The organism is Candidatus Sodalis sp. SoCistrobi, assembly GCF_900143145.1.
In the GTDB taxonomy this organism is placed as follows: domain Bacteria; phylum Pseudomonadota; class Gammaproteobacteria; order Enterobacterales; family Enterobacteriaceae; genus SoCistrobi.
This window is the reverse complement of record NZ_FRDB01000002.1, coordinates 1-17,756: the sequence shown is the minus strand read 5'-3', so window position 1 is coordinate 17,756 and position 17,756 is coordinate 1. Positions and strand designations below refer to the sequence as shown.

General features: G+C 59.8%; 14 protein-coding genes and 2 pseudogenes. 2 read left to right on the top strand and 14 right to left on the bottom strand.

All coding sequences use genetic code 11. The annotated features are described in order from the left end of the window. Nucleotides 1-31 precede the first annotated feature (31 nt). From murG to mraZ, 10 genes are read right to left on the bottom strand one after another with little or no spacing between them, the layout of a single operon-like run. On the bottom strand, nt 32-1,099 hold the full coding sequence (gene murG, locus CINSTRO3249_RS00315; RefSeq protein WP_074011686.1) for an undecaprenyldiphospho-muramoylpentapeptide beta-N-acetylglucosaminyltransferase: 1,068 nt from the start codon (nt 1,097-1,099) through the stop codon (nt 32-34). After that, nucleotides 1,096-2,298, bottom strand: a complete 1,203-nt coding sequence (ftsW, locus tag CINSTRO3249_RS00310) for a cell division protein FtsW (RefSeq protein WP_074011685.1) — start codon at nt 2,296-2,298, stop codon at nt 1,096-1,098. The genes murG and ftsW overlap by 4 nt, the downstream gene beginning before the upstream one ends. Next, complete coding sequence (gene murD, locus CINSTRO3249_RS00305) at nt 2,298-3,623, bottom strand: UDP-N-acetylmuramoyl-L-alanine--D-glutamate ligase (RefSeq protein WP_074011684.1); 1,326 nt, start codon at nt 3,621-3,623, stop codon at nt 2,298-2,300. Before murD ends, ftsW begins: the two co-directional genes overlap by 1 nt. Continuing rightward, nucleotides 3,623-4,705 carry a phospho-N-acetylmuramoyl-pentapeptide-transferase gene (mraY, locus tag CINSTRO3249_RS00300; RefSeq protein ID WP_074011683.1) on the bottom strand — a complete coding sequence of 361 codons (1,083 nt, stop codon included), beginning with the start codon at nt 4,703-4,705 and terminating at the stop codon, nt 3,623-3,625. The genes murD and mraY overlap by 1 nt, the downstream gene beginning before the upstream one ends. Then, complete coding sequence (gene murF / locus CINSTRO3249_RS00295; RefSeq protein WP_074011682.1) at nt 4,699-6,066, bottom strand: UDP-N-acetylmuramoyl-tripeptide--D-alanyl-D-alanine ligase; 1,368 nt, start codon at nt 6,064-6,066, stop codon at nt 4,699-4,701. Before murF ends, mraY begins: the two co-directional genes overlap by 7 nt. Then, nucleotides 6,063-7,550 (bottom strand): UDP-N-acetylmuramoyl-L-alanyl-D-glutamate--2,6-diaminopimelate ligase, encoded by a 1,488-nt coding sequence (gene murE, locus CINSTRO3249_RS00290; RefSeq protein ID WP_074011681.1) that lies wholly within the window; start codon nt 7,548-7,550, stop codon nt 6,063-6,065. The genes murF and murE overlap by 4 nt, the downstream gene beginning before the upstream one ends. Beyond that, on the bottom strand, nt 7,537-9,309 hold the full coding sequence (locus CINSTRO3249_RS00285; protein ID WP_074011680.1) for a peptidoglycan glycosyltransferase FtsI: 1,773 nt from the start codon (nt 9,307-9,309) through the stop codon (nt 7,537-7,539). The genes murE and CINSTRO3249_RS00285 overlap by 14 nt, the downstream gene beginning before the upstream one ends. A 25-nt stretch (nt 9,310-9,334) precedes the next feature. After that, nucleotides 9,335-9,655 (bottom strand): cell division protein FtsL, encoded by a 321-nt coding sequence (ftsL, locus tag CINSTRO3249_RS00280; RefSeq protein WP_074011679.1) that lies wholly within the window; start codon nt 9,653-9,655, stop codon nt 9,335-9,337. Then, entirely contained in the window at nt 9,652-10,599 is a 948-nt protein-coding gene (gene rsmH, locus CINSTRO3249_RS00275; RefSeq protein WP_074011678.1) for a 16S rRNA (cytosine(1402)-N(4))-methyltransferase RsmH, read from the bottom strand. The genes ftsL and rsmH overlap by 4 nt, the downstream gene beginning before the upstream one ends. Before the next feature lie 2 nt (nt 10,600-10,601). Then, nucleotides 10,602-11,060: a division/cell wall cluster transcriptional repressor MraZ gene (gene mraZ, locus CINSTRO3249_RS00270; RefSeq protein ID WP_074011677.1), complete on the bottom strand. Its 459-nt coding sequence runs from the start codon at nt 11,058-11,060 to the stop codon at nt 10,602-10,604. Between the two features lie 845 nt (nt 11,061-11,905). Between mraZ and CINSTRO3249_RS00265 the strand changes: the two genes are divergently transcribed. After that, on the top strand, nt 11,906-12,394 hold the full coding sequence (locus CINSTRO3249_RS00265) for an L-alanine exporter AlaE (RefSeq protein ID WP_074011676.1): 489 nt from the start codon (nt 11,906-11,908) through the stop codon (nt 12,392-12,394). Here the strand turns inward: CINSTRO3249_RS00265 and cra are convergent. The 3 genes and pseudogenes from cra to ilvI form a co-directional block, all read right to left on the bottom strand. Further along, the gene (gene cra, locus CINSTRO3249_RS00260; protein WP_074011675.1) at nt 12,391-13,395 is read right to left on the bottom strand and encodes a catabolite repressor/activator; all 1,005 of its coding nucleotides are present in this window, start codon (nt 13,393-13,395) and stop codon (nt 12,391-12,393) included. The genes CINSTRO3249_RS00265 and cra overlap by 4 nt on opposite strands. 821 nt (nt 13,396-14,216) lie before the next feature. Next, a pseudogene (gene ilvN, locus CINSTRO3249_RS00255) lies at nt 14,217-14,714 on the bottom strand (acetolactate synthase small subunit). Nucleotides 14,715-14,716: 2 nt separating this feature from the next. Further along, nucleotides 14,717-16,435 (bottom strand): acetolactate synthase 3 large subunit, encoded by a 1,719-nt coding sequence (gene ilvI, locus CINSTRO3249_RS00250; RefSeq protein ID WP_074011674.1) that lies wholly within the window; start codon nt 16,433-16,435, stop codon nt 14,717-14,719. Nucleotides 16,436-17,016: 581 nt separating this feature from the next. Here ilvI and CINSTRO3249_RS00245 point away from each other — a divergent pair. Continuing rightward, nucleotides 17,017-17,487, top strand: a pseudogene (locus CINSTRO3249_RS00245) (2-isopropylmalate synthase); the annotation flags it as partial. A 40-nt stretch (nt 17,488-17,527) separates the two neighbouring features. On the opposite strand, the gene CINSTRO3249_RS00240 reads toward CINSTRO3249_RS00245, so the two are convergent. Further along, nucleotides 17,528-17,756 (bottom strand): integrase core domain-containing protein (locus CINSTRO3249_RS00240; RefSeq protein WP_143146879.1); only part of this gene is annotated, 229 nt, incomplete at its 5' end.

Below are 17,756 nucleotides of genomic sequence, written 5' to 3'. Positions count from 1 at the left end.
GCACGGCCCGTCCGGTGTTGTCGGCGCACGCTCAGGCGCGCACCGCCGCCGCCACTTCCCGCGCCACGCGCTCCGTTGCATCGGGTATCGCCGCCGCCCGGGCGCGTTGCGCCATGGTCAGCAATGTCGGCCGATCCCAGCCGGCCAGCACGTCGCTGACCCGCTCAACGCTAAAGGCCGGCTGCTCAATAATTTTCGCCGCGCCGGCCTGCTCCAGCGGCCGCGCGTTCCAGTACTGCTGACGATCTTTGTGCATAAACGGCACAAACAGGGCCGGCAGGCCGGCGGCGGCGATTTCGCTCACCGTCAGCGCCCCGGCGCGACACACCACCACATCTGCCCAGGCGTAGGCGGCGGCCATATCGTCGATAAATTCCACCACCTTGTGCTGCGTCTCGCCGTTCGCGGCGTAGGCCTGGTTGACCTCCTCCAGCGCCCCTTTACCGACCTGGTGCCACAGCGTCAAGGTGCCCGCTAACCGGGCGGCGACCGGCGGCATGGTCTGATTGAGCACCCGCGCGCCCTGACTGCCGCCGATAATCAGCACCCGAATCGGGCCTGTGCGATCGTGAAAGCGCGCTTCGGGCGCCGGCAGCGCCAGCACCGCATCCCGTACCGGATTGCCCACCACCTCGGCATGGGGGAAGGCGCCGGGAAACGCCTGCAATACTTTGCGGGCAATTTTCGCCAAGCCGCGATTGGTCAGGCCGGCGATACCGTTCTGCTCGTGCAGGACCACCGGAATGCCGCAGCTCCAGGCCGCCAGACCGCCGGGCCCGGAAACATAACCGCCCATACCCAGCACCACATCCGGCCGCCACGCGCGCATAATCCGCCGCGCCTGCCGCAGGGCGCGCCAAATGCGCACCGGCGCCAGCAGTTGCGCTTTCAATCCCTTGCCGCGCAGGCCGCTAATGCGGATAAAATCGATATCAATGCCGTGCTGCGGCACCAGATCGGCCTCCATGCGATCGGCGGTGCCGAGCCAGCGAACCTGCCAGCCCTGCGCCATCAGGTGATGCGCGACCGCCAGCCCCGGGAACACATGTCCGCCGGTCCCGCCCGCCATCACCATCAACCGCCGTGTCTTTGCCATCATCGCGGCCCCCTCGCAAACGCCTGCGCTTTAGTCAGACGCGTCTCAAAATCGATCCTCAGCAGCAGGACTATCGCCGTCGACATAATAAGCAGGCTCGAACCGCCGTAGCTGATTAACGGCAGGGTCAAGCCTTTGGTCGGCAGCATGCCGGCGGCGGCGCCCACGTTGACCAGCGCCTGGAAGCTGAACCAGATGCCGATGGAACAGGCCAGAAAACCGGAAAAGCGCTGGTCGATTTCCAGCGCTTTGCGGCCGATGGACATGGCGCGGAACGCAACCAAAAACACCATCAGTAGCGCCAGCACCACGCCGAAGTAACCCAGCTCTTCGCCCAAAATGGCGAAGATAAAGTCGGTATGGGCTTCCGGCAGATACTCCAGTTTCTGTACCGAGTTGCCCAGTCCTTGTCCCCAGAACTCGCCGCGACCAAACGCCATGAGCGACTGGGTAAGCTGGTAGCCGCTGCCGAAAGGATCATCCCACGGGTTCCAAAACGACGTCACCCGCCGCATACGGTAGGGCTCAGCGATGATGAGCAACACCACCGCGAAAATGCCCGAACCGATAATCGATAAAAATTGCCATAGCTTGGCGCCGGCCAGGAACAACATCGCCAGGGTGGTGACGAACAACACCACCACGGTGCCGAGATCGGGCTGCGCCAGCAGCAGTACCGCCAGCAGCACCATCACGCCCATCGGTTTGCAAAATCCCCAGAAGTTAGTACGTACTTCCTCTACCTTGCGCACCAGATAACTGGCCAGATAGCAAAACAGCGCCAGCTTGGATAATTCCGCTGGCTGGATGCGCAGCGGCCCGAGCGCTATCCAGCGCGACGCACCGTTAACCGAGCTACCGACCACCAGCACCACCAGCAGCATCACCAGCGTGATAAGCAGCATCACCGAGCTGTAGCGCTGCCAGACCGCCATCGGGATCCTGAGCGTTGCCAGCGACAGCACAAACGCCAGACCGAGATAAAACGCATCACGTTTGGCAAAATAAAACGGGTCGTCCGACAGGCGCGCCCCGATCGGCATCGACGCCGAGGTCACCATCACGAAACCGATACCGGCCAGCCCCAGCGTCAGCCACAGCAGCGTACGATCATAGAGCAGATGGGTCGGCGCCTCAGGCTCGCGCGCCCCCATCACCCACGCCTTCAGGCGGGGGATCAAGCCTAAACCGGGAAAGCGCATCAGCACACCTCCCGTGCCAGGCGGGTGAATACGTCACCGCGCACTTCAAAATTGCTGAACTGATCCAGGCTGGCGCAGGCCGGCGACAGCAGCACCATATCCCCTGCCCTCACCCGGGAACCGATGATGCGCATCGCCTGCTCCAGCGTCTCGGTGAGCGTCGCGGCGTCAGGACCAGGACGCAGGGACGCCAACTGCTCGCCGTCCTGGCCGAAACAATACAGCTGCACCCGGTCGCCCTGCAGCCACGGCGAGAGCGGCGTGAAATCGGCGGATTTACCATCGCCGCCCAAGAGCAAATGCAGCGTACCCGCCACCTCTAGCCCGTTCAGCGCCGCCTCGGTACTGCCCACATTGGTCGCTTTGGAATCATTAATCCAGCGTACGCCGCGGCGTTCATGCACCAACTCAAAACGGTGCGCCAGACCGCGGAACTGCCGCAGCGCCGCCAGACTTGCCGCGCGCGGGATGCCCACTGCATCCGCCAGCGCCAGCGCCGCCAGGGCGTTGGTGTAATTATGGCGGCCGCCAACGCGCAGCTCCGCGCCTTCCAGCAGCGGCTCGCCGTGGGCCATCAGCCAGGTCTGCCCCGCATGCCGGCGGAGGCAATAATCGCCGCGCTCCGCGCCGAAACTGATGCAGCGCGCGTCATGTCCGCGCACCGGCAGGGTAAGCGCATCTTCCGCGTTGACCACGCAGACCGCGGCATCGTGATAAATTTCCAGCTTGGCCGCCCGGTACTGTTGCAGGCCAAGCGGATAGCGGTTCATGTGATCTTCGCTGATATTGAGAACCGTCGCCGCCGCCGCTTTCAGGCTATGGGTGGTTTCCAGCTGGAAACTCGACAGCTCCAGAACATACAGCTGGCACGGCGAGTCCAAAAGCGTCAGCGCTGGCAGACCGATATTGCCGCCAACCCCCACCTGCCAGCCGGCGGCGGCGGCCATTTCGCCCACCATACGGGTAACGGTGCTTTTGCCGTTGGAGCCGGTTATCGCCACCACCGGTGCCGATACCTCGCGCGCGAACAGCTCGATATCGCCGATAATGGTCACGCCGGCCGCTGCGGCCGCGGCCAGCGCGGGATGCGACAGGGGAACGCCGGGGCTGGTGACGATAAGCGTGGCGTCGAGCAGCCACGCCTCGTTAAGCGAACCCAGATGGCGCGGCACATCGGCCGGCAGTTTCTCCAGACCCGGCGGCGTAAAACGGGTGTCCAGCACCCGCGGCGTCACGCCACGGCGGCAAAAGAAGTCAACGCAGGAAAGGCCGGTAAGCCCCAGCCCGATGATGACCACTTGTTCGCCCCGATAGTCCGTCTTCATTACCGTACCTTAAGCGTAGCCAGCCCGATAAGGACCAGCATCAGGGAAATAATCCAGAAACGCACGATGACGCGCGGCTCCGGCCAGCCCTTCAATTCATAGTGGTGATGGATGGGCGCCATACGGAAAATGCGCTGACCGCGCAATTTGAACGAGCCCACCTGTAAAATCACCGACAGGGTTTCCACCACGAACACCCCGCCCATAATCAGCAGTAAAAATTCCTGGCGCAGCAGCACCGCGATGGTGCCGAGCGCGCCGCCCAGCGCCAGCGAGCCGACGTCGCCCATGAACACCTGCGCGGGGTAGGTGTTGAACCACAAAAACCCCAGCCCGGCGCCGACGATGGCCGTGCACACTACCACCAGTTCACCCGCGAAACGCACATAAGGAATGTGCAGGTAGCCGGCAAAATTCATGTTGCCGGTCGCCCACGCCACCAGCGCCAGACCGGCGGCGACGAACACCGTCGGCATAATCGCCAGACCGTCCAGACCGTCGGTCAGGTTGACCGCATTACTGGTGCCGACGATGACAAAGTAGGCTAAAAGCACATACCACAGCCCTAGCTGCGGCATGATGTCCTTGAAAAACGGCACCACCAGCTGGGTCGCCGGCGTATCTTTGCCCACCGCGAACATGGTGAAGGCAACCGCCAGCGCTATCACCGACTGCCAGAAATATTTCCAGCGGGCGATAAGCCCCTTAGTGTCTTTGCGCACCACCTTGCGATAGTCGTCGATAAAGCCCACGATGCCGTAGCCCACCAGGACAAACAGCACGCACCAGACATACGGGTTGGACGGATAAGCCCACATCAATACCGAAATCGTGATCGAGGTGAGGATCATCAACCCGCCCATGGTCGGCGTGCCGCGTTTGCTGAAATGCGATTCTGGGCCATCATTGCGCACCACCTGTCCGATCTGCAGCTTTTGCAGCCAGGCGATAAGACGCGGTCCCATCCACAGCGACAGGAACAGCGCGGTCAGCAGGCTGACGATGGCGCGAAACGTCAGGTAAGAAAAGACGTTGAATCCTGAATAAAATGGGACCAGATGTTCGGCCAGCCAGACTAACATGGTGCTTTCTCCTGTAACGCGCGCACCACCTGCTCCATCGCGGCACTACGTGAACCCTTCACTAATACGGTTATTACCGCCTGTTCGGACAGCAGCTGCGCCAGTCGGGCGGTCAGCGCGGTTTTGTCCTGAAAATGTTCGCCCCGGCCGCTGGCCTCACCGATAAGGTGGCTCAGGCTGCCGACGCTTAAGACTTTGTCGATACCGGCCAGGGCGACGGCTTCGCCGACCTGTCGATGGCATTCCGCCGCTTCCTCCCCCAGCTCGGCCATATCGCCGACCACCATTACCCGGTAGCCCGGCATTTCCGCCAGCACCTGCGCGGCGGCGGTCATGGAGCCGACATTGGCGTTATAGCTATCGTCCAGCAGCAGACGGCCGGCGCCGAGCGCAATAGGGAACAACCGTCCCGGTACGGCCTGCAACTGCGCCAGACCGGCGGCAACCGCCGGCAACCCGGCACCCACCGACAGCGCCAGTGCGCAGGCGGCTAGGGCATTGGCGATATTATGCTTGCCCGGCAGCGGCAACCGCACCGGGCATTCACCCAGCGGACTGTGCAGGGTGAAACGCACCGCCTGCTGTGTGCTTGCGATGTCGCTGGCAAAAAAATCCACGCCGTCGGCGGCCTGTACGGCGAAGCGCCAAACCGCCTTGTGGCCCAGTACCTGTTGCCAGTGCGGCCAATCATGGCTGTCGGCGTTAAGAATGCCGCGTCCGTTGGCCGGCAGGCCGGCGAAGATTTCGCCCTTGGCCTGCGCCACGCCCGACAACGAGCCGAACCCGGCCAGATGGGCCGCAGAAAGGTTGTTCACCAGCGCGGTTTCCGGGCGCACCAAATCGGTGGTCCAGGCGATTTCGCCAAGGTGATTGGCCCCCAGCTCGATAACCGCAAAATCATGGGCCGGGGTCAAACGCAGCAGCGTCAGCGGTACGCCGATATCGTTGTTGAAATTACCGTCGGTCGCCAACACCCGCCCGCACTGGCGCAGGATGGCGGCGGTCATTTCCTTGACCGACGTTTTGCCGGAGGACCCGGTCAGGGCCACCACCCGCGCCGGGACCTGCTGGCGCACCCAGGCGCCCAATTGGCCCAGCGCGCGCCGGGTATCGGCGACCACCAACTGCGGCACGTCCAGCGGCAAACGGCGGTTGACCAGCAGCGCGACGGCGCCGGCGGCGACCGCCTGCTCGGCGAAATCATGGGCGTCGAACTGATCGCCCTTCAGCGCGACAAATAAACACCGCTGCGCCGCCGCCGGCGCCCGCGAGTCGGTGACGATGGTCTCAATAGTGCCATCACTGCCCAGCCGTTCGGCGTTAAGCACCGGCGTGATGGCGCTGAGCGTAAAGGGGATCATGCCACCACCCCCAACAACCGCGCCACGGTAGTCCGGTCGGAATAGTCCAGCCGCTGCTGGCCGATTATCTGGTAATCCTCATGGCCTTTACCGGCCACCAGCACCAGATCCGCCGGCGCGGCCTGCATAATGGCGCTGGTAACCGCTTCCGCGCGGCCAGAAATCGCCTGGATACGACCCGCATCCAGCAGGCCGCTCTTAATGTCGTTGATGATATCCTGCGCCGCTTCGCCGCGCGGATTATCGTCGGTGATGATTACCCGGTCGGCGTACTGCTCGGCGATAGCGCCCATCAGCGGCCGCTTGCCCTTATCGCGATCGCCGCCGCAGCCGAACACGCACCACAGTTTGCCGTGGCAATGCAGTCTGGCCGCCGCCAGCGCCTTTTCCAGCGCGTCGGGGGTGTGGGCATAATCCACCAGCACCATAGGGCGGCCTTCGGTATGAAACACCTCCATGCGACCGCAGACCGACTGCAGGCGGCTGGCGCACTCAAGCAGCGCCGGCAGCGGATAGCCGAGCGCCAGCAGCGTGGTGAGCGCCAGCAACAGATTGCTGACGTTGAATTGGCCCACCAATGGGCTGCTGAGCGTCCCCTCGCCCCAGCTGGAGCGAAAGGGGATCTGTGCGCCGCGCGCATGATAACGTACCTCGCCGGCGCACAGCCAGTCGCCCTGGTGTTCCGGCGGCAGCGCCTCGCTGACCGCGACCGCAATCGCCTGCGGCAACCTTTTGAGCCAGCGCCGGCCGGTGGCGTCATCGGCGTTGATAATGCGCTGACCGACGTCCAACTCGCTGAATAACCGCCATTTGGCCGCTTCGTACTGCGCCATGTCGCCGTGATAATCGAGATGGTCGCGACTTAAATTGGTAAACACCGCAGCGGCAAAATGCACATCGCTGACCCGGTGCTGCACCAGGCCGTGGGAGGAGACTTCCATCGCCGCGAAGCGCGCGCCCTGCCGCTGCAGCTGAGACAGCAGCTGTTGGACTTCAACCGGTGAGCCGGTGGTATTGTCGGCCGGATGGATATGGCCCAGCACGCCGTTGCCGACGGTGCCCATTACGGCGCTGGTCTCACCTAATAACTGCGCCCACTGCGCCAGAAGATGGGTGGTGGTGGTTTTGCCGTTGGTGCCGGTGACGCCGACCAGGCGCAGCGCGCGCGACGGCTGCTGATAAAAGCGTCCCGCCAGCGCGGATAAACGCGCGTGGAGATGGTGGAGATAGATGACCGGCACGCCGTGCAGTTCGAGGATTTCACCCTCTTCGGCCTCACCTTCCGCTTGTGCCACGACGGCGGCAACGCCTTGCGCGATCGCCTGGGGAATATAGCGACGCCCGTCCGTCTGATGGCCGGCGACGGCCACAAACAGATCGCCCGCAGCCGCGGTGCGGCTGTCCAGCGTCATTTCCCTCAGCACGCGTTCCGGGGCATCAGGTACCCAGGGCGCGAGCAGCTCACGCAAATTACGATCGGTCACCGGATGCCTCTTTTCGATTATTGACCACCATGTCGGATTTCTCACCGGGCTGCGGCAACGCGTCCGGCTCTATGTTCATTGTCCGCAGTACACCGCCCATGATGGCGCCAAATACCGGCGCGGATACCGCCCCGCCGTAGTACTTGCCGCCCTGCGGATCGTTTATCACCACCACCAGCGCAAAGCGCGGGTTACTGGCGGGTGCGACCCCGGCGGTATAGGCGATATATTTATTAATGTAGTTGCCGTCCGGCCCGACCTTTTTGGCGGTACCGGTTTTAATAGCGATGCGGTAGCCCTTAATGGCGGCTTTGGTGCCGCCGCCGCCCGGCAGCGCCACGCTTTCCATCATGTGTACCACGGTACGCACCAGCGATTCGGGAAACACCCGCTCTCCCGCCACCGGGGGATCGACCCGGGTAATGGAAAGCGGGCGTAAAACGCCCATACCGCCGATCGTGGCGTAGACCCGCGCTAATTGTAACGGCGTTACCATTAGCCCGTAGCCGTAAGAGAAGGCGGCCCTCTCCATGTCGGACCACCGTTGTTTATGGGGATATAAGCCACTGCTTTCTCCGACCAGCCCCAAATTGGTCGCCTTACCCAATCCAAAGCGCGAGTAAGTTTCTACCAGCGCCGAGGATGGCATCGCTAACGCCAGCTTGGACACTCCGACGTTACTCGATTTCTGCAAAATTCCGGTCACGGTTAATTCGGCATAGCGCGCCACATCCTTGATTTGGTGGCCGCTAATCATGTAGGGCAGCGTATTGAGTACGCTGTTTTCCCGCACCACGCCGCGCTGTAGCGCGGTCATCACCACCATCGGCTTGACCGTCGAGCCCGGCTCGAAAATATCGGTGATGGCGCGGTTGCGCATCACGTCCATCGTGGTTCCGGTCAGGTTGTTGGGGTTGTAGGAGGGGCTGTTGGCCATGGCCAGCACTTCGCCGGTATTGACATCCACCAACACCGCGGTGCCGGACTCGGCCTTATTGAACGCCACCGCATTGTTTAACTCGCGATACACCAGCGCCTGTAAACGCTCGTCGATGCTGAGCGCCAGATTGTGCGCCGCCTGACTGTCCACCGAGGAAATATCCTCGATAACCCGGCCAAACCGATCTTTGCGCACCGTACGCTCGCCGGGTTGTCCGGTCAGCCAGCGGTCAAAGCTCTTCTCGATACCTTCAATCCCCTGGCTATCGATATTGGTCACGCCGATGAGATGCGCGGTCACCTGACCTGCGGGATAATAGCGCCGTGACTCTTGGCGCAAGAAAATGCCCGGAAGTTTAAGTTTATGGATGTACTCGCCGATAGCAGGATTAACCTGGCGCGCCAAATAGACAAAACGCCCTTTGGGATTGGCGTTAATGCGCGAGGAGAGCTGATCGAGAGGGATGGAAAGCGCATCGGACAGCGCCTTCCAGCGGCTGTCGGCGCTGATGCCGCCGTGATCGTTAAGCTCTTTCGGATCGGCCCAGATGGCGTTAACCGGCACGCTCACCGCCAGCGGACGGCCGGCGCGGTCGCTTATCATTCCGCGCGCGGTGGGGACCTGCTGCACGCGCAGCGAACGCATATCCCCTTCGCGCACCAGTTTGTCGGGATTGATCACCTGCAGATAGGCCACCCGCAACATCAGCCCCAACAGCGCCAGCAGGATGCAACCGCACAGCAAGGCGAAACGCCAGCTGACAAAGCTGGTCTGGTTCTCCTGGCGTTTGTGTTTCATCGTGCGTGCTGCGGCTTTCATGTATCGTTAGCGATCCCTGTGTAGATTACGGTTGAACCACAATATTTTCTTGCGACGGACTCACATGCTGCATCTGCAATTTATCGGTGGCGATACGCTCCACGCGGCTGTGATCCCCCAGCGCGTTCTCTTCCAGGATCAGGTTGCGCCATTCGATATCCAGCGCGTCCTTCTCCAGCACCATCTGTTCACGTTCGGCGGTCAGCCGCCGGCTCTGATGGGTCGTCATCACCACCAGGACTGCGGAGACCATGACCGCAATCAGTAACAACAGCGGCAGTTTGCCGTGGCGCAGCAAATCGCTGCCGATAACGCCTATCAACCCGTGCCGTTCGTTGCCGATCATGGCACCAGCTTCTCGGCAAAGCGCAGCACCGAACTGCGCGCGCGCGGGTTATCGCTTATCTCCCGCGCCGATGGCTGCATTTTGCCCGCCGCTTTCAGCTGACGCTGGTCTTGGTACTGTGCGGCGATCTGCGCTTCCGTGAGCGGCAACCCCGCCGGCACCTGCGGTCCGCGGCTGTGCTGACGAATAAATTGTTTCACCAATCGATCCTCCAGCGAGTGGAAGCTGATAACCGACAACCTGCCGCCGGGGGCCAACACCGTTAGCGCGCCGTCCAGCGCCCGTTCGATCTCTTCCAGCTCGCTGTTGATGTAAATGCGGATCGCCTGGAAGCTGCGCGTCGCCGGATGCTTATGCTTGTCGCGAAACGGGCTGGCGTCGGCAATCAACGCCGCCAGTTCGCGGGTGCGGGTCATCGGCTGCTGACGATTATGCGCGACGATGGCCTGAGCGATTCGCTTGGCGAAGCGCTCTTCGCCAAAGGTCTTCAACACCCAGGCAATGTCCTCCGCCGACGCCTGCGCCAGCCACTGCGCGGCGGACTGGCCGCGCGTGGTATCCATACGCATATCCAGCGGTCCGTCGCGCATAAACGAAAAACCGCGTTCCGGGTCGTCGAGCTGCGGCGACGAGACACCAAGATCCAGCAATATACCGTCAACCTTGCCCAGCAGGTCCCGTTGCGCCATGTACTCCGCCATGGCGGAAAACGGCCCGTGGATAATGGTAAAACGCGCATCGCCAATGGCCCGCGCCGCTTCGATGGCCGCCGGATCGCGATCGATAGCGAACAGCCGTCCCTGCGCCCCCAGCTTTGATAAAATAAGACGCGAATGCCCGCCGCGCCCGAAGGTCCCGTCCAGATAGACGCCGTCTGGCCGAAGATTCAGACCCTTCACCGCTTCATCCAGCAGCACGGTGGTATGTAAATAATTTTCTGACATGGCTATAGCGATAAGTCTTGCAGCCGGTCGGTAAGCGGTAGCTCCGCCGACAGCTCAGCGTCGATGTCATCCTTGACTTGTTGATACCAGGTCTGTTCGTCCCACAACTCGAACTTATTGAATTGCCCAACCAGCATCACTTCTTTTGACAGCCCGGCGTGCTGCCGGAGCGTCGGCGCCAGCAGAATTCTGCCTGCGCCATCCATCTGGCACTCGCTCGCATGCCCCAGCAACAAACGCTGCACCCGGCGTTCCGCGGGGTTCATGCTCGACAATCGCGACAGCTTTTGTTCGATGATTTCCCAGGCCGGCAAGGGGTAAAGCAACAGGCATGGCTGATGGAGGTCAATGGTACACACCATTAAACCTGCCGAGTCCTCATTCAGCTTTTCCCGATGACGGGTAGGCACGGCGAGCCGGCCTTTGCTGTCAAGGTTAACCAAGGTTGCGCCACGAAACATGCGTCCGTTTACCCCTTAAAAACCTTAATCACCACTTTGCCCCACAAATTCCCACGCAAAAGAGTGTACGAATGGTGTCAAAACATTGTCAAGCGACTAAATGACTCAGAAGGGATTATTTACGTCGGTAATTACCATTCGTGAGGAGAATGCGTAATACATCACGAAAAAAAGCTAAAAATAACATCACTCTATTCATCGTCATTCTGTTCGGATTAAAAAATATAAATATTCGCGCCTGCGAAACCACCGCCGGCCAAAAACCGGTCTAATGGACTTCCGGGCAGCGAGACAACGCTAGGCAACACGAGGGCGGATGAAGCAAGGGGGGAGTAACAGAAGGGTTTACCATTCCTCTTTTTTCATACTGCGCAGATATTTTAACGCCTTTATTAATCCGCTGAAAGCGTTCTGTTTGACGGCTTAAAATACACCTTTACTTTTATATGCCCTAATCTTTGTTGATTTTATCATCAGATGTTTATTGGTAACCGTCCGCTTTATTTTATCACCAGACTAATCCTAAAAATAGCGCAATTCTTTTTTTGGCACCGCTGCGGTAGTTAAAACCCCCCACGACCGATTTAAGAAATCATTTCGCCCAACCATTTGATTCTCATTATCTTTCATTAACTGACGGCGAGAAATCGCCTAAATGGTCAACGATGGATATTTTATCGGCATAAAAACTGTTATTTATCATTTAAATAAAAATTATTAACTAGTTAACTTAGAGTATGCAGTGATGTAATCTACACTGCATAAATTAACCATTACAAATCACTCCCGCCACTGTCACGCTAGCGGGAGATTCCTTTTCTTTTTTACGCTGGAGCTGTCATCTCATGTCTGCTGCATCATCTCGTTTACGCAGTGCTACTGCGGACACCTTCGCACTGGTGGTGTACTGCTTTTTTACCGGCATGGCGATTGAGATCCTGTTGTCCGGCATGAGCCTGCAGCAGTCGTTATCGTCACGTGTGCTGGCGATCCCGATTAACGTGATTATCGCCTGGCCGTTTGGCCAGTATCGCGATGCGGTGCTGCGTCTGGCATGGCGCCACGGGCCCAAACAAGTCTGGAACCGTAACTTGGCGGATCTGCTGGCGTACGTCAGTTTTCAATCACCGGTGTATGCGGCGATCCTGCTGGTGGTGGGGGTAGAGTGGGGGCAGCTGCTAGCAGCGGTGGCCAGCAACGCGGTGGCCTCTATGGTGCTCGGCGTGGTGTACGGCTACTTCCTGGATTATTGCCGCCGGCTGTTCCGGGTGACTGGGACGCTGCCGGTCGCCTCGGCGCCGTCTCGGCTCACGGCCCGGCGGCGCAGGGTTTAATTACGGCTAAGCTGACCGCGCCGGAACAGGCTGCGGCGAATACGCGTCAGACCCGGCTTGGGCCGGTGAGGCTCGTCAAGACTGGCGAGCACCAGCTCCAGCACCCGCTCCGCCACTTCCCGATGGCGCTGGGCGACCGCCAGCACTGGACACTCCAGAAAATCCAGCAGTTCATTATCGCCAAAAGTGGCGATGGCCAGATGGGTCGGCAGCCGGCCGCTGCGTTTGAGCGTTACGTCCATCACCCCCTGCAGCAGAGAAAATGACGTGGTGAACAGCGCCTGCGGCATGGGATTGCTCTCCAGATAGCGGCCGAACAGCCCCGCCGCCGCTGAACGCTCATAGCTGTTGGCATAGAGAAAGTCCGGCTTGCGCCGATCCTGCCCCCAGCCGCGCCGGAACCCCTGTTCACGCAGGAAACTCACCGACAGCTCCGGCAGAGCGCCAAGATACAACACGTGCTCCCCCGGGAACTGACTCAGCTCCTGGGACAGCATTTCCGCATCTTCCTCATCCGCACCGACGACGCTGATAAAGTGCTCGCGATCCAGCGCACGGTCGAGGGCAATGATGGGGAATGCGTCATTGGCCCAGCGCTGATAGAACGGATGCTCCGGCGGCAAGGCGGTTGAGACGATGATAGCGTCAACCTGCCGCTGAAGCAGATGCTCCACGCAGCGCATCTCGTTGTCCGGCTGGTCTTCCGAACAGGCGATCAATAGCTGATAGCCGCGCTGACGCGCCTGGCGTTCGAGATAGTTGGCGATGCGGGTATAACTGGTATTTTCCAGATCGGGGATAACCAGGCCGATGGAGCGGGTGCGCCCGGCGCGCAGGCCGGCGGCGACCGCATTGGGATGGTAATTATGCTCCCTGACCACTGCCATAACCTTTTCCACGGTTTTATCGCTGACGCGGTATTGTTTCGCTTTGCCGTTAATGACATAACTGGCGGTTGTGCGCGAAACACCAGCCAGGCGCGCGATTTCATCCAGTTTCACATAGACCCCTTTATGCTTATTAATTAACCCTTTGCCCGAATGTCCATAGTCGCACCGGGGAATTCAACCATGCTACAACTATCAGCACAAAATGCTAAGCGAAAATCCGGCGGCCGTTGTCGAAGCGGCGTCAGCGCCCTGCCAATAAGGCTTAAACGGCCGATACAGCTAATAAAGCGACTTCGGCCGATGCGGCGAATACCGTTGACACGCCTGATACAACCGACAAAGCTGATAAAGCGACTTCAGCCGAAGCGGCTAAGACCGTTGACACGCCCGATACAGCCGACAAAGCTAATAAAGCGAATTAGGCCAATACGGCTAAGACCGTTGACACGCCTGATACAGCCGACAAAGCTGATAAAGCGACTTCAGCCGATGCGGCTAAGACCGTTGACACGCTCGATACAGCCGACAAAGCTGATAAAGCGACTTCGGCCAATACGGCTGATAAAGCTGATAGGGCTTAAACGGCCGATACGGCCGGAACAGTTGAACCGGCTCAAACGGCCGATAGCATAAATTCAGTGGAAGACATGACAACAGGGCACTGCACGGTATTAGGCCCGGTTGGACCTGAGAACCCGTTTTGTCGTCCCGTGGGCATAGGCCGGATAATGTCGGGGACCCGTTATGCTCAGCGGAGGACCGCCCCTGCTACGGCCTGTCAGCCCGCCATGCCGGTCCGGGGAGACGCGCCGGGCACCGGCGTAAGCTAGGCGCCAGGGTAATCATCCGCCGGGCGAGGCAAAAACCCCGCCCGGCGCGAACAGGGGCGTTCAGCCGATAACGCAGGCTGTAGCCCCCGGCAGGACACAGGTTCAGCGCATCACTTTATCGCCGCGCGAAAGGCCGACGATGCCCGAGCGGGCGACTTCCACTATCTCCGTCACCTCGCGCACGGTGGCGAGGAAGGCGTCCAGTTTCTCACTGGTGCCCGCCAGCTGAACGGTATAGATAGCCGGCGTGACGTCAACAATCTGACCGCGGAAGATTTCGGCGCAGCGTTTCACCTCTTCGCGCCCAAAACCACTGGCCTGCACTTTCACCAGCATAATCTCCCGTTCAACGTGGGTGCTTCCACCCTGCCCCAGCTCATTGACGCGCAACACGTCCACCAGCTTATGCAGCTGCTTTTCAATCTGCTCCAGCACCTTCTCGTCGCCCACGGTCTGAATGGTCATGCGTGAGAGGGTGGGATCGTCGGTGGGGGCCACGGTCAGACTTTAGATGTTGTAGCCACGCTGGGAAAACAGCCCGATAACCCGGGATAATGCGCCGGATTCGTTTTCCAGTAACACTGATAAAATACGGCGCATGATCAAGTCCTCTCCGTTTTACTTAGCCACATTTCATCCATGCCGCCGCCGCGAATTTGCATGGGGTAAACGTGTTCCGTGCCGTCCACCATCACGTCCACGAACACCAGACGGTTTTTCACCGCCAGCGCCTGAGCCAGCTTGGATTCCAGCTCATCGGGCCGCTCAATGGCGATGCCAACATGGCCATAGGCCTCAGCCAATTTCACGAAGTCCGGCAGGGACGCCATATAGGATTGGGAGTGGCGGCCGGAATAAATCATGTCCTGCCACTGTTTCACCATGCCGAGATAGCGGTTGTTCAAACTGACCACCACCACCGGCAGATCATATTGCAGTGCGGTGGACAGCTCCTGAATATTCATCTGGATACTGCCGTCGCCGGTGATGCACAGCACGGTTTCCTGTGGAAAGGCCATCTTCACCCCGAGCGCCGCCGGCAGGCCAAAGCCCATGGTGCCCAGGCCGCCGGAGTTGATCCAGCGCCGCGGTTCATCGAACGGGTAGTACAGCGCGGCAAACATCTGATGCTGGCCGACGTCGGAGGTGACGTAAGCCTTCCCCTGCGTCAGCCGGTACAGCGTCTCAATCACCGCCTGGGGTTTAATTTTATCGCTGCTGCTGTCGTATTTCAGGCAGGCGCGGGCGCGCCACTGCTCGATATCCCGCCACCAATCACGCAGCGCGTCGAACGGTTGACGGCTTTCTCCCGCCGCCAGCAGCTCCAGCATCTGTTCGAGAACCTGGCGGGCGTCGCCCACAATCGGTACGTCGGCGGTGACGGTTTTGGAAATCGACGCCGGATCGATATCGATATGCAGTACCGTGGCATCTGGACAGTATTTCGCCAGATTGTTGGTGGTGCGATCGTCAAAACGAACCCCGACGGCGAAAATCACATCGGCGCGATGCATCGCCATATTCGCCTCGAAGGTGCCATGCATCCCCAGCATACCGAGGCTTTGCCGATGGCTGCCGGGGAAACTGCCCAGCCCCATCAGCGAGCTCACCACCGGCAAATTCAGCTGTTCAGCCAGTTGACGCAGCGCGTGGTGGCAGGCGGAAGTGATGGCACCGCCGCCGGTATACACCACCGGCCGCCCGGCTGCGAGCAGCGTCGTGAGCGCGCGCCGGATTTGCCCCTTGTGGCCCTGCACGGTGGGGTTGTACGAGCGCATCGACACCGCGTCGGGATAGAGGTAGGGCAATTTGTGCGCCGCGCTGAGTATGTCTTTGGGCAGATCGATCACCACCGGCCCCGGCCGGCCGCTGGCGGCCAGAAAGAAGGCTTTTTTCAGCACCAGCGGGATATCTTCGGTCTTCTTCACCAGAAAGCTGTGTTTCACCACCGGGCGCGAAATGCCAATCATATCGCACTCTTGAAAGGCGTCGTAACCAATCAGCGAGCTGGCTACCTGGCCGGACAGCACCACCAAGGGAATCGAGTCCATATAGGCGGTGGCGATACCGGTTATCGCATTGGTGGCGCCGGGCCCGGAGGTCACCAGCACCACGCCGACCTCGCCGGTGGCGCGGGCGTAGCCGTCAGCCATGTGTACCGCGCCCTGTTCGTGACGCACCAGCACGTGATCGATGCCGCCGACCGTGTGCAACGCGTCATAAATATCCAGCACGGCACCGCCGGGATAACCGAATACCTGCTTTACGCCCTGATCAATCAATGACCGGACCACCATCTCGGCTCCTGACAACATCTCCATGGTTTGCCTCCAGGCTTACAGTGTTACGCCGACAGCGGAACGCCTTTCCGATTGTCGTGAGGGACAGGGTAATAAGCACCCTGAATACTGTGTTGTTATAATTTATGGCCGATTACGATAGCGCCTGTTAATGATGCAGGCAAACAGCAAAAAACCCTGCGCCATAAACGGGTATATTTAATACGCTACCCCAATGGGACTCCACAAGATAATTCACTGGATAAGACCCTTTTTTACGGCAGGTTATTTCTGCCGGTGGGTCAATTTTAGCAGGGGTGCATAAAAGTGCGCGCCGACAAATCGGCCCTGGCCGGCCGGCCGGCCGCCGCGATGAACGGTTGACAGCGCGCGCCGGATGCGGTACCAATAACCTTACTAAACGAATTCATTACTGGAATGCACAGAATTTATGTTCACGTCTCTCCGTCTACTAAGCCTACTGCTACACGCAAAATTGATGCGCGGTAGGCTGGTGCACGGAATTCAGAACTGAATTCGGGCCACTCCAGATAAAAACCCGCGCACTGCGCGGGTTTTTTTATGCCTGGCGTGTGCGGCAACCAACAGAATAAGGATCCACCATGAGCCAACAAGTCATTATTTTCGATACCACGCTGCGTGATGGTGAACAGGCGCTGCAGGCGAGCCTGAGCGTAAAAGAGAAACTGCAGGTTGCGCAGGCGCTGGAAAGAATGGGCGTTGACGTCATGGAAGTGGGCTTTCCGGTGTCTTCCCCCGGCGATTTCGAGTCGGTGCAGACCATTGCCCGCCAAATCAAAAACAGCCGGGTTTGCGGCCTGGCGCGCTGCGTCGATCGCGATATTGATGTCGCGGCCGAGGCGCTGCGCGTGGCGGAGGCTTTCCGTATCCATGTTTTCCTGGCCACCTCGACCCTGCATGTGGAATCCAAGCTGAAAAAAAGCTTTGACCAGGTGGTTGAAATGGCGGTTCACTCGGTTAAACGCGCGCGCAACTATACCGATGACGTCGAATTTTCCTGCGAGGACGCCGGCCGCACCCCGATCGACAACCTGTGCCGTATTGTTGAAGCCTGAATAACCCCGAGTTTATTAGAGAGTAATTTTGGCAATACTACGCCGCTTCCTCTGATGCTAATTGCAAAGCGTAATAGTTCATTTCGGCTTCAGTAGGAGGGATGTAACCCAGCCGCCCGAGCAGCCTTCTGTTGTTGTACCAGTCCACCCAGTCCAGCGTGGCCAACTCCACTTCCGTCCGGTTTTTCCAGCTCCCGCGGTGGATAACCTCCGTTTTGTACAACCCGTTGATACTCTCTGCCATCGCATTATCGTAGGAGTCGCCG

Excerpts from the sequence above, each read along its gene's own strand:
- ftsW (WP_074011685.1), bottom strand. The coding sequence starts at position 2,298 with ATGCGCTTTCCCGGTTTAGGCTTGATCCCCCGCCTGAAGGCGTGGGTG.
- CINSTRO3249_RS00265 (WP_074011676.1), top strand. The coding sequence starts at position 11,906 with ATGTCTGCTGCATCATCTCGTTTACGCAGTGCTACTGCGGACACCTTC.
- CINSTRO3249_RS00285 (WP_074011680.1), bottom strand. The coding sequence starts at position 9,309 with ATGAAAGCCGCAGCACGCACGATGAAACACAAACGCCAGGAGAACCAG.
- ilvI (WP_074011674.1), bottom strand. The coding sequence starts at position 16,435 with ATGGAGATGTTGTCAGGAGCCGAGATGGTGGTCCGGTCATTGATTGAT.
- murD (WP_074011684.1), bottom strand. The coding sequence starts at position 3,623 with ATGAAGACGGACTATCGGGGCGAACAAGTGGTCATCATCGGGCTGGGG.
- murG (WP_074011686.1), bottom strand. The coding sequence starts at position 1,099 with ATGATGGCAAAGACACGGCGGTTGATGGTGATGGCGGGCGGGACCGGC.
- mraZ (WP_074011677.1), bottom strand. The coding sequence starts at position 11,060 with ATGTTTCGTGGCGCAACCTTGGTTAACCTTGACAGCAAAGGCCGGCTC.
- mraY (WP_074011683.1), bottom strand. The coding sequence starts at position 4,705 with ATGTTAGTCTGGCTGGCCGAACATCTGGTCCCATTTTATTCAGGATTC.
- rsmH (WP_074011678.1), bottom strand. The coding sequence starts at position 10,599 with ATGTCAGAAAATTATTTACATACCACCGTGCTGCTGGATGAAGCGGTG.
- murF (WP_074011682.1), bottom strand. The coding sequence starts at position 6,066 with ATGATCCCCTTTACGCTCAGCGCCATCACGCCGGTGCTTAACGCCGAA.
- ftsL (WP_074011679.1), bottom strand. The coding sequence starts at position 9,655 with ATGATCGGCAACGAACGGCACGGGTTGATAGGCGTTATCGGCAGCGAT.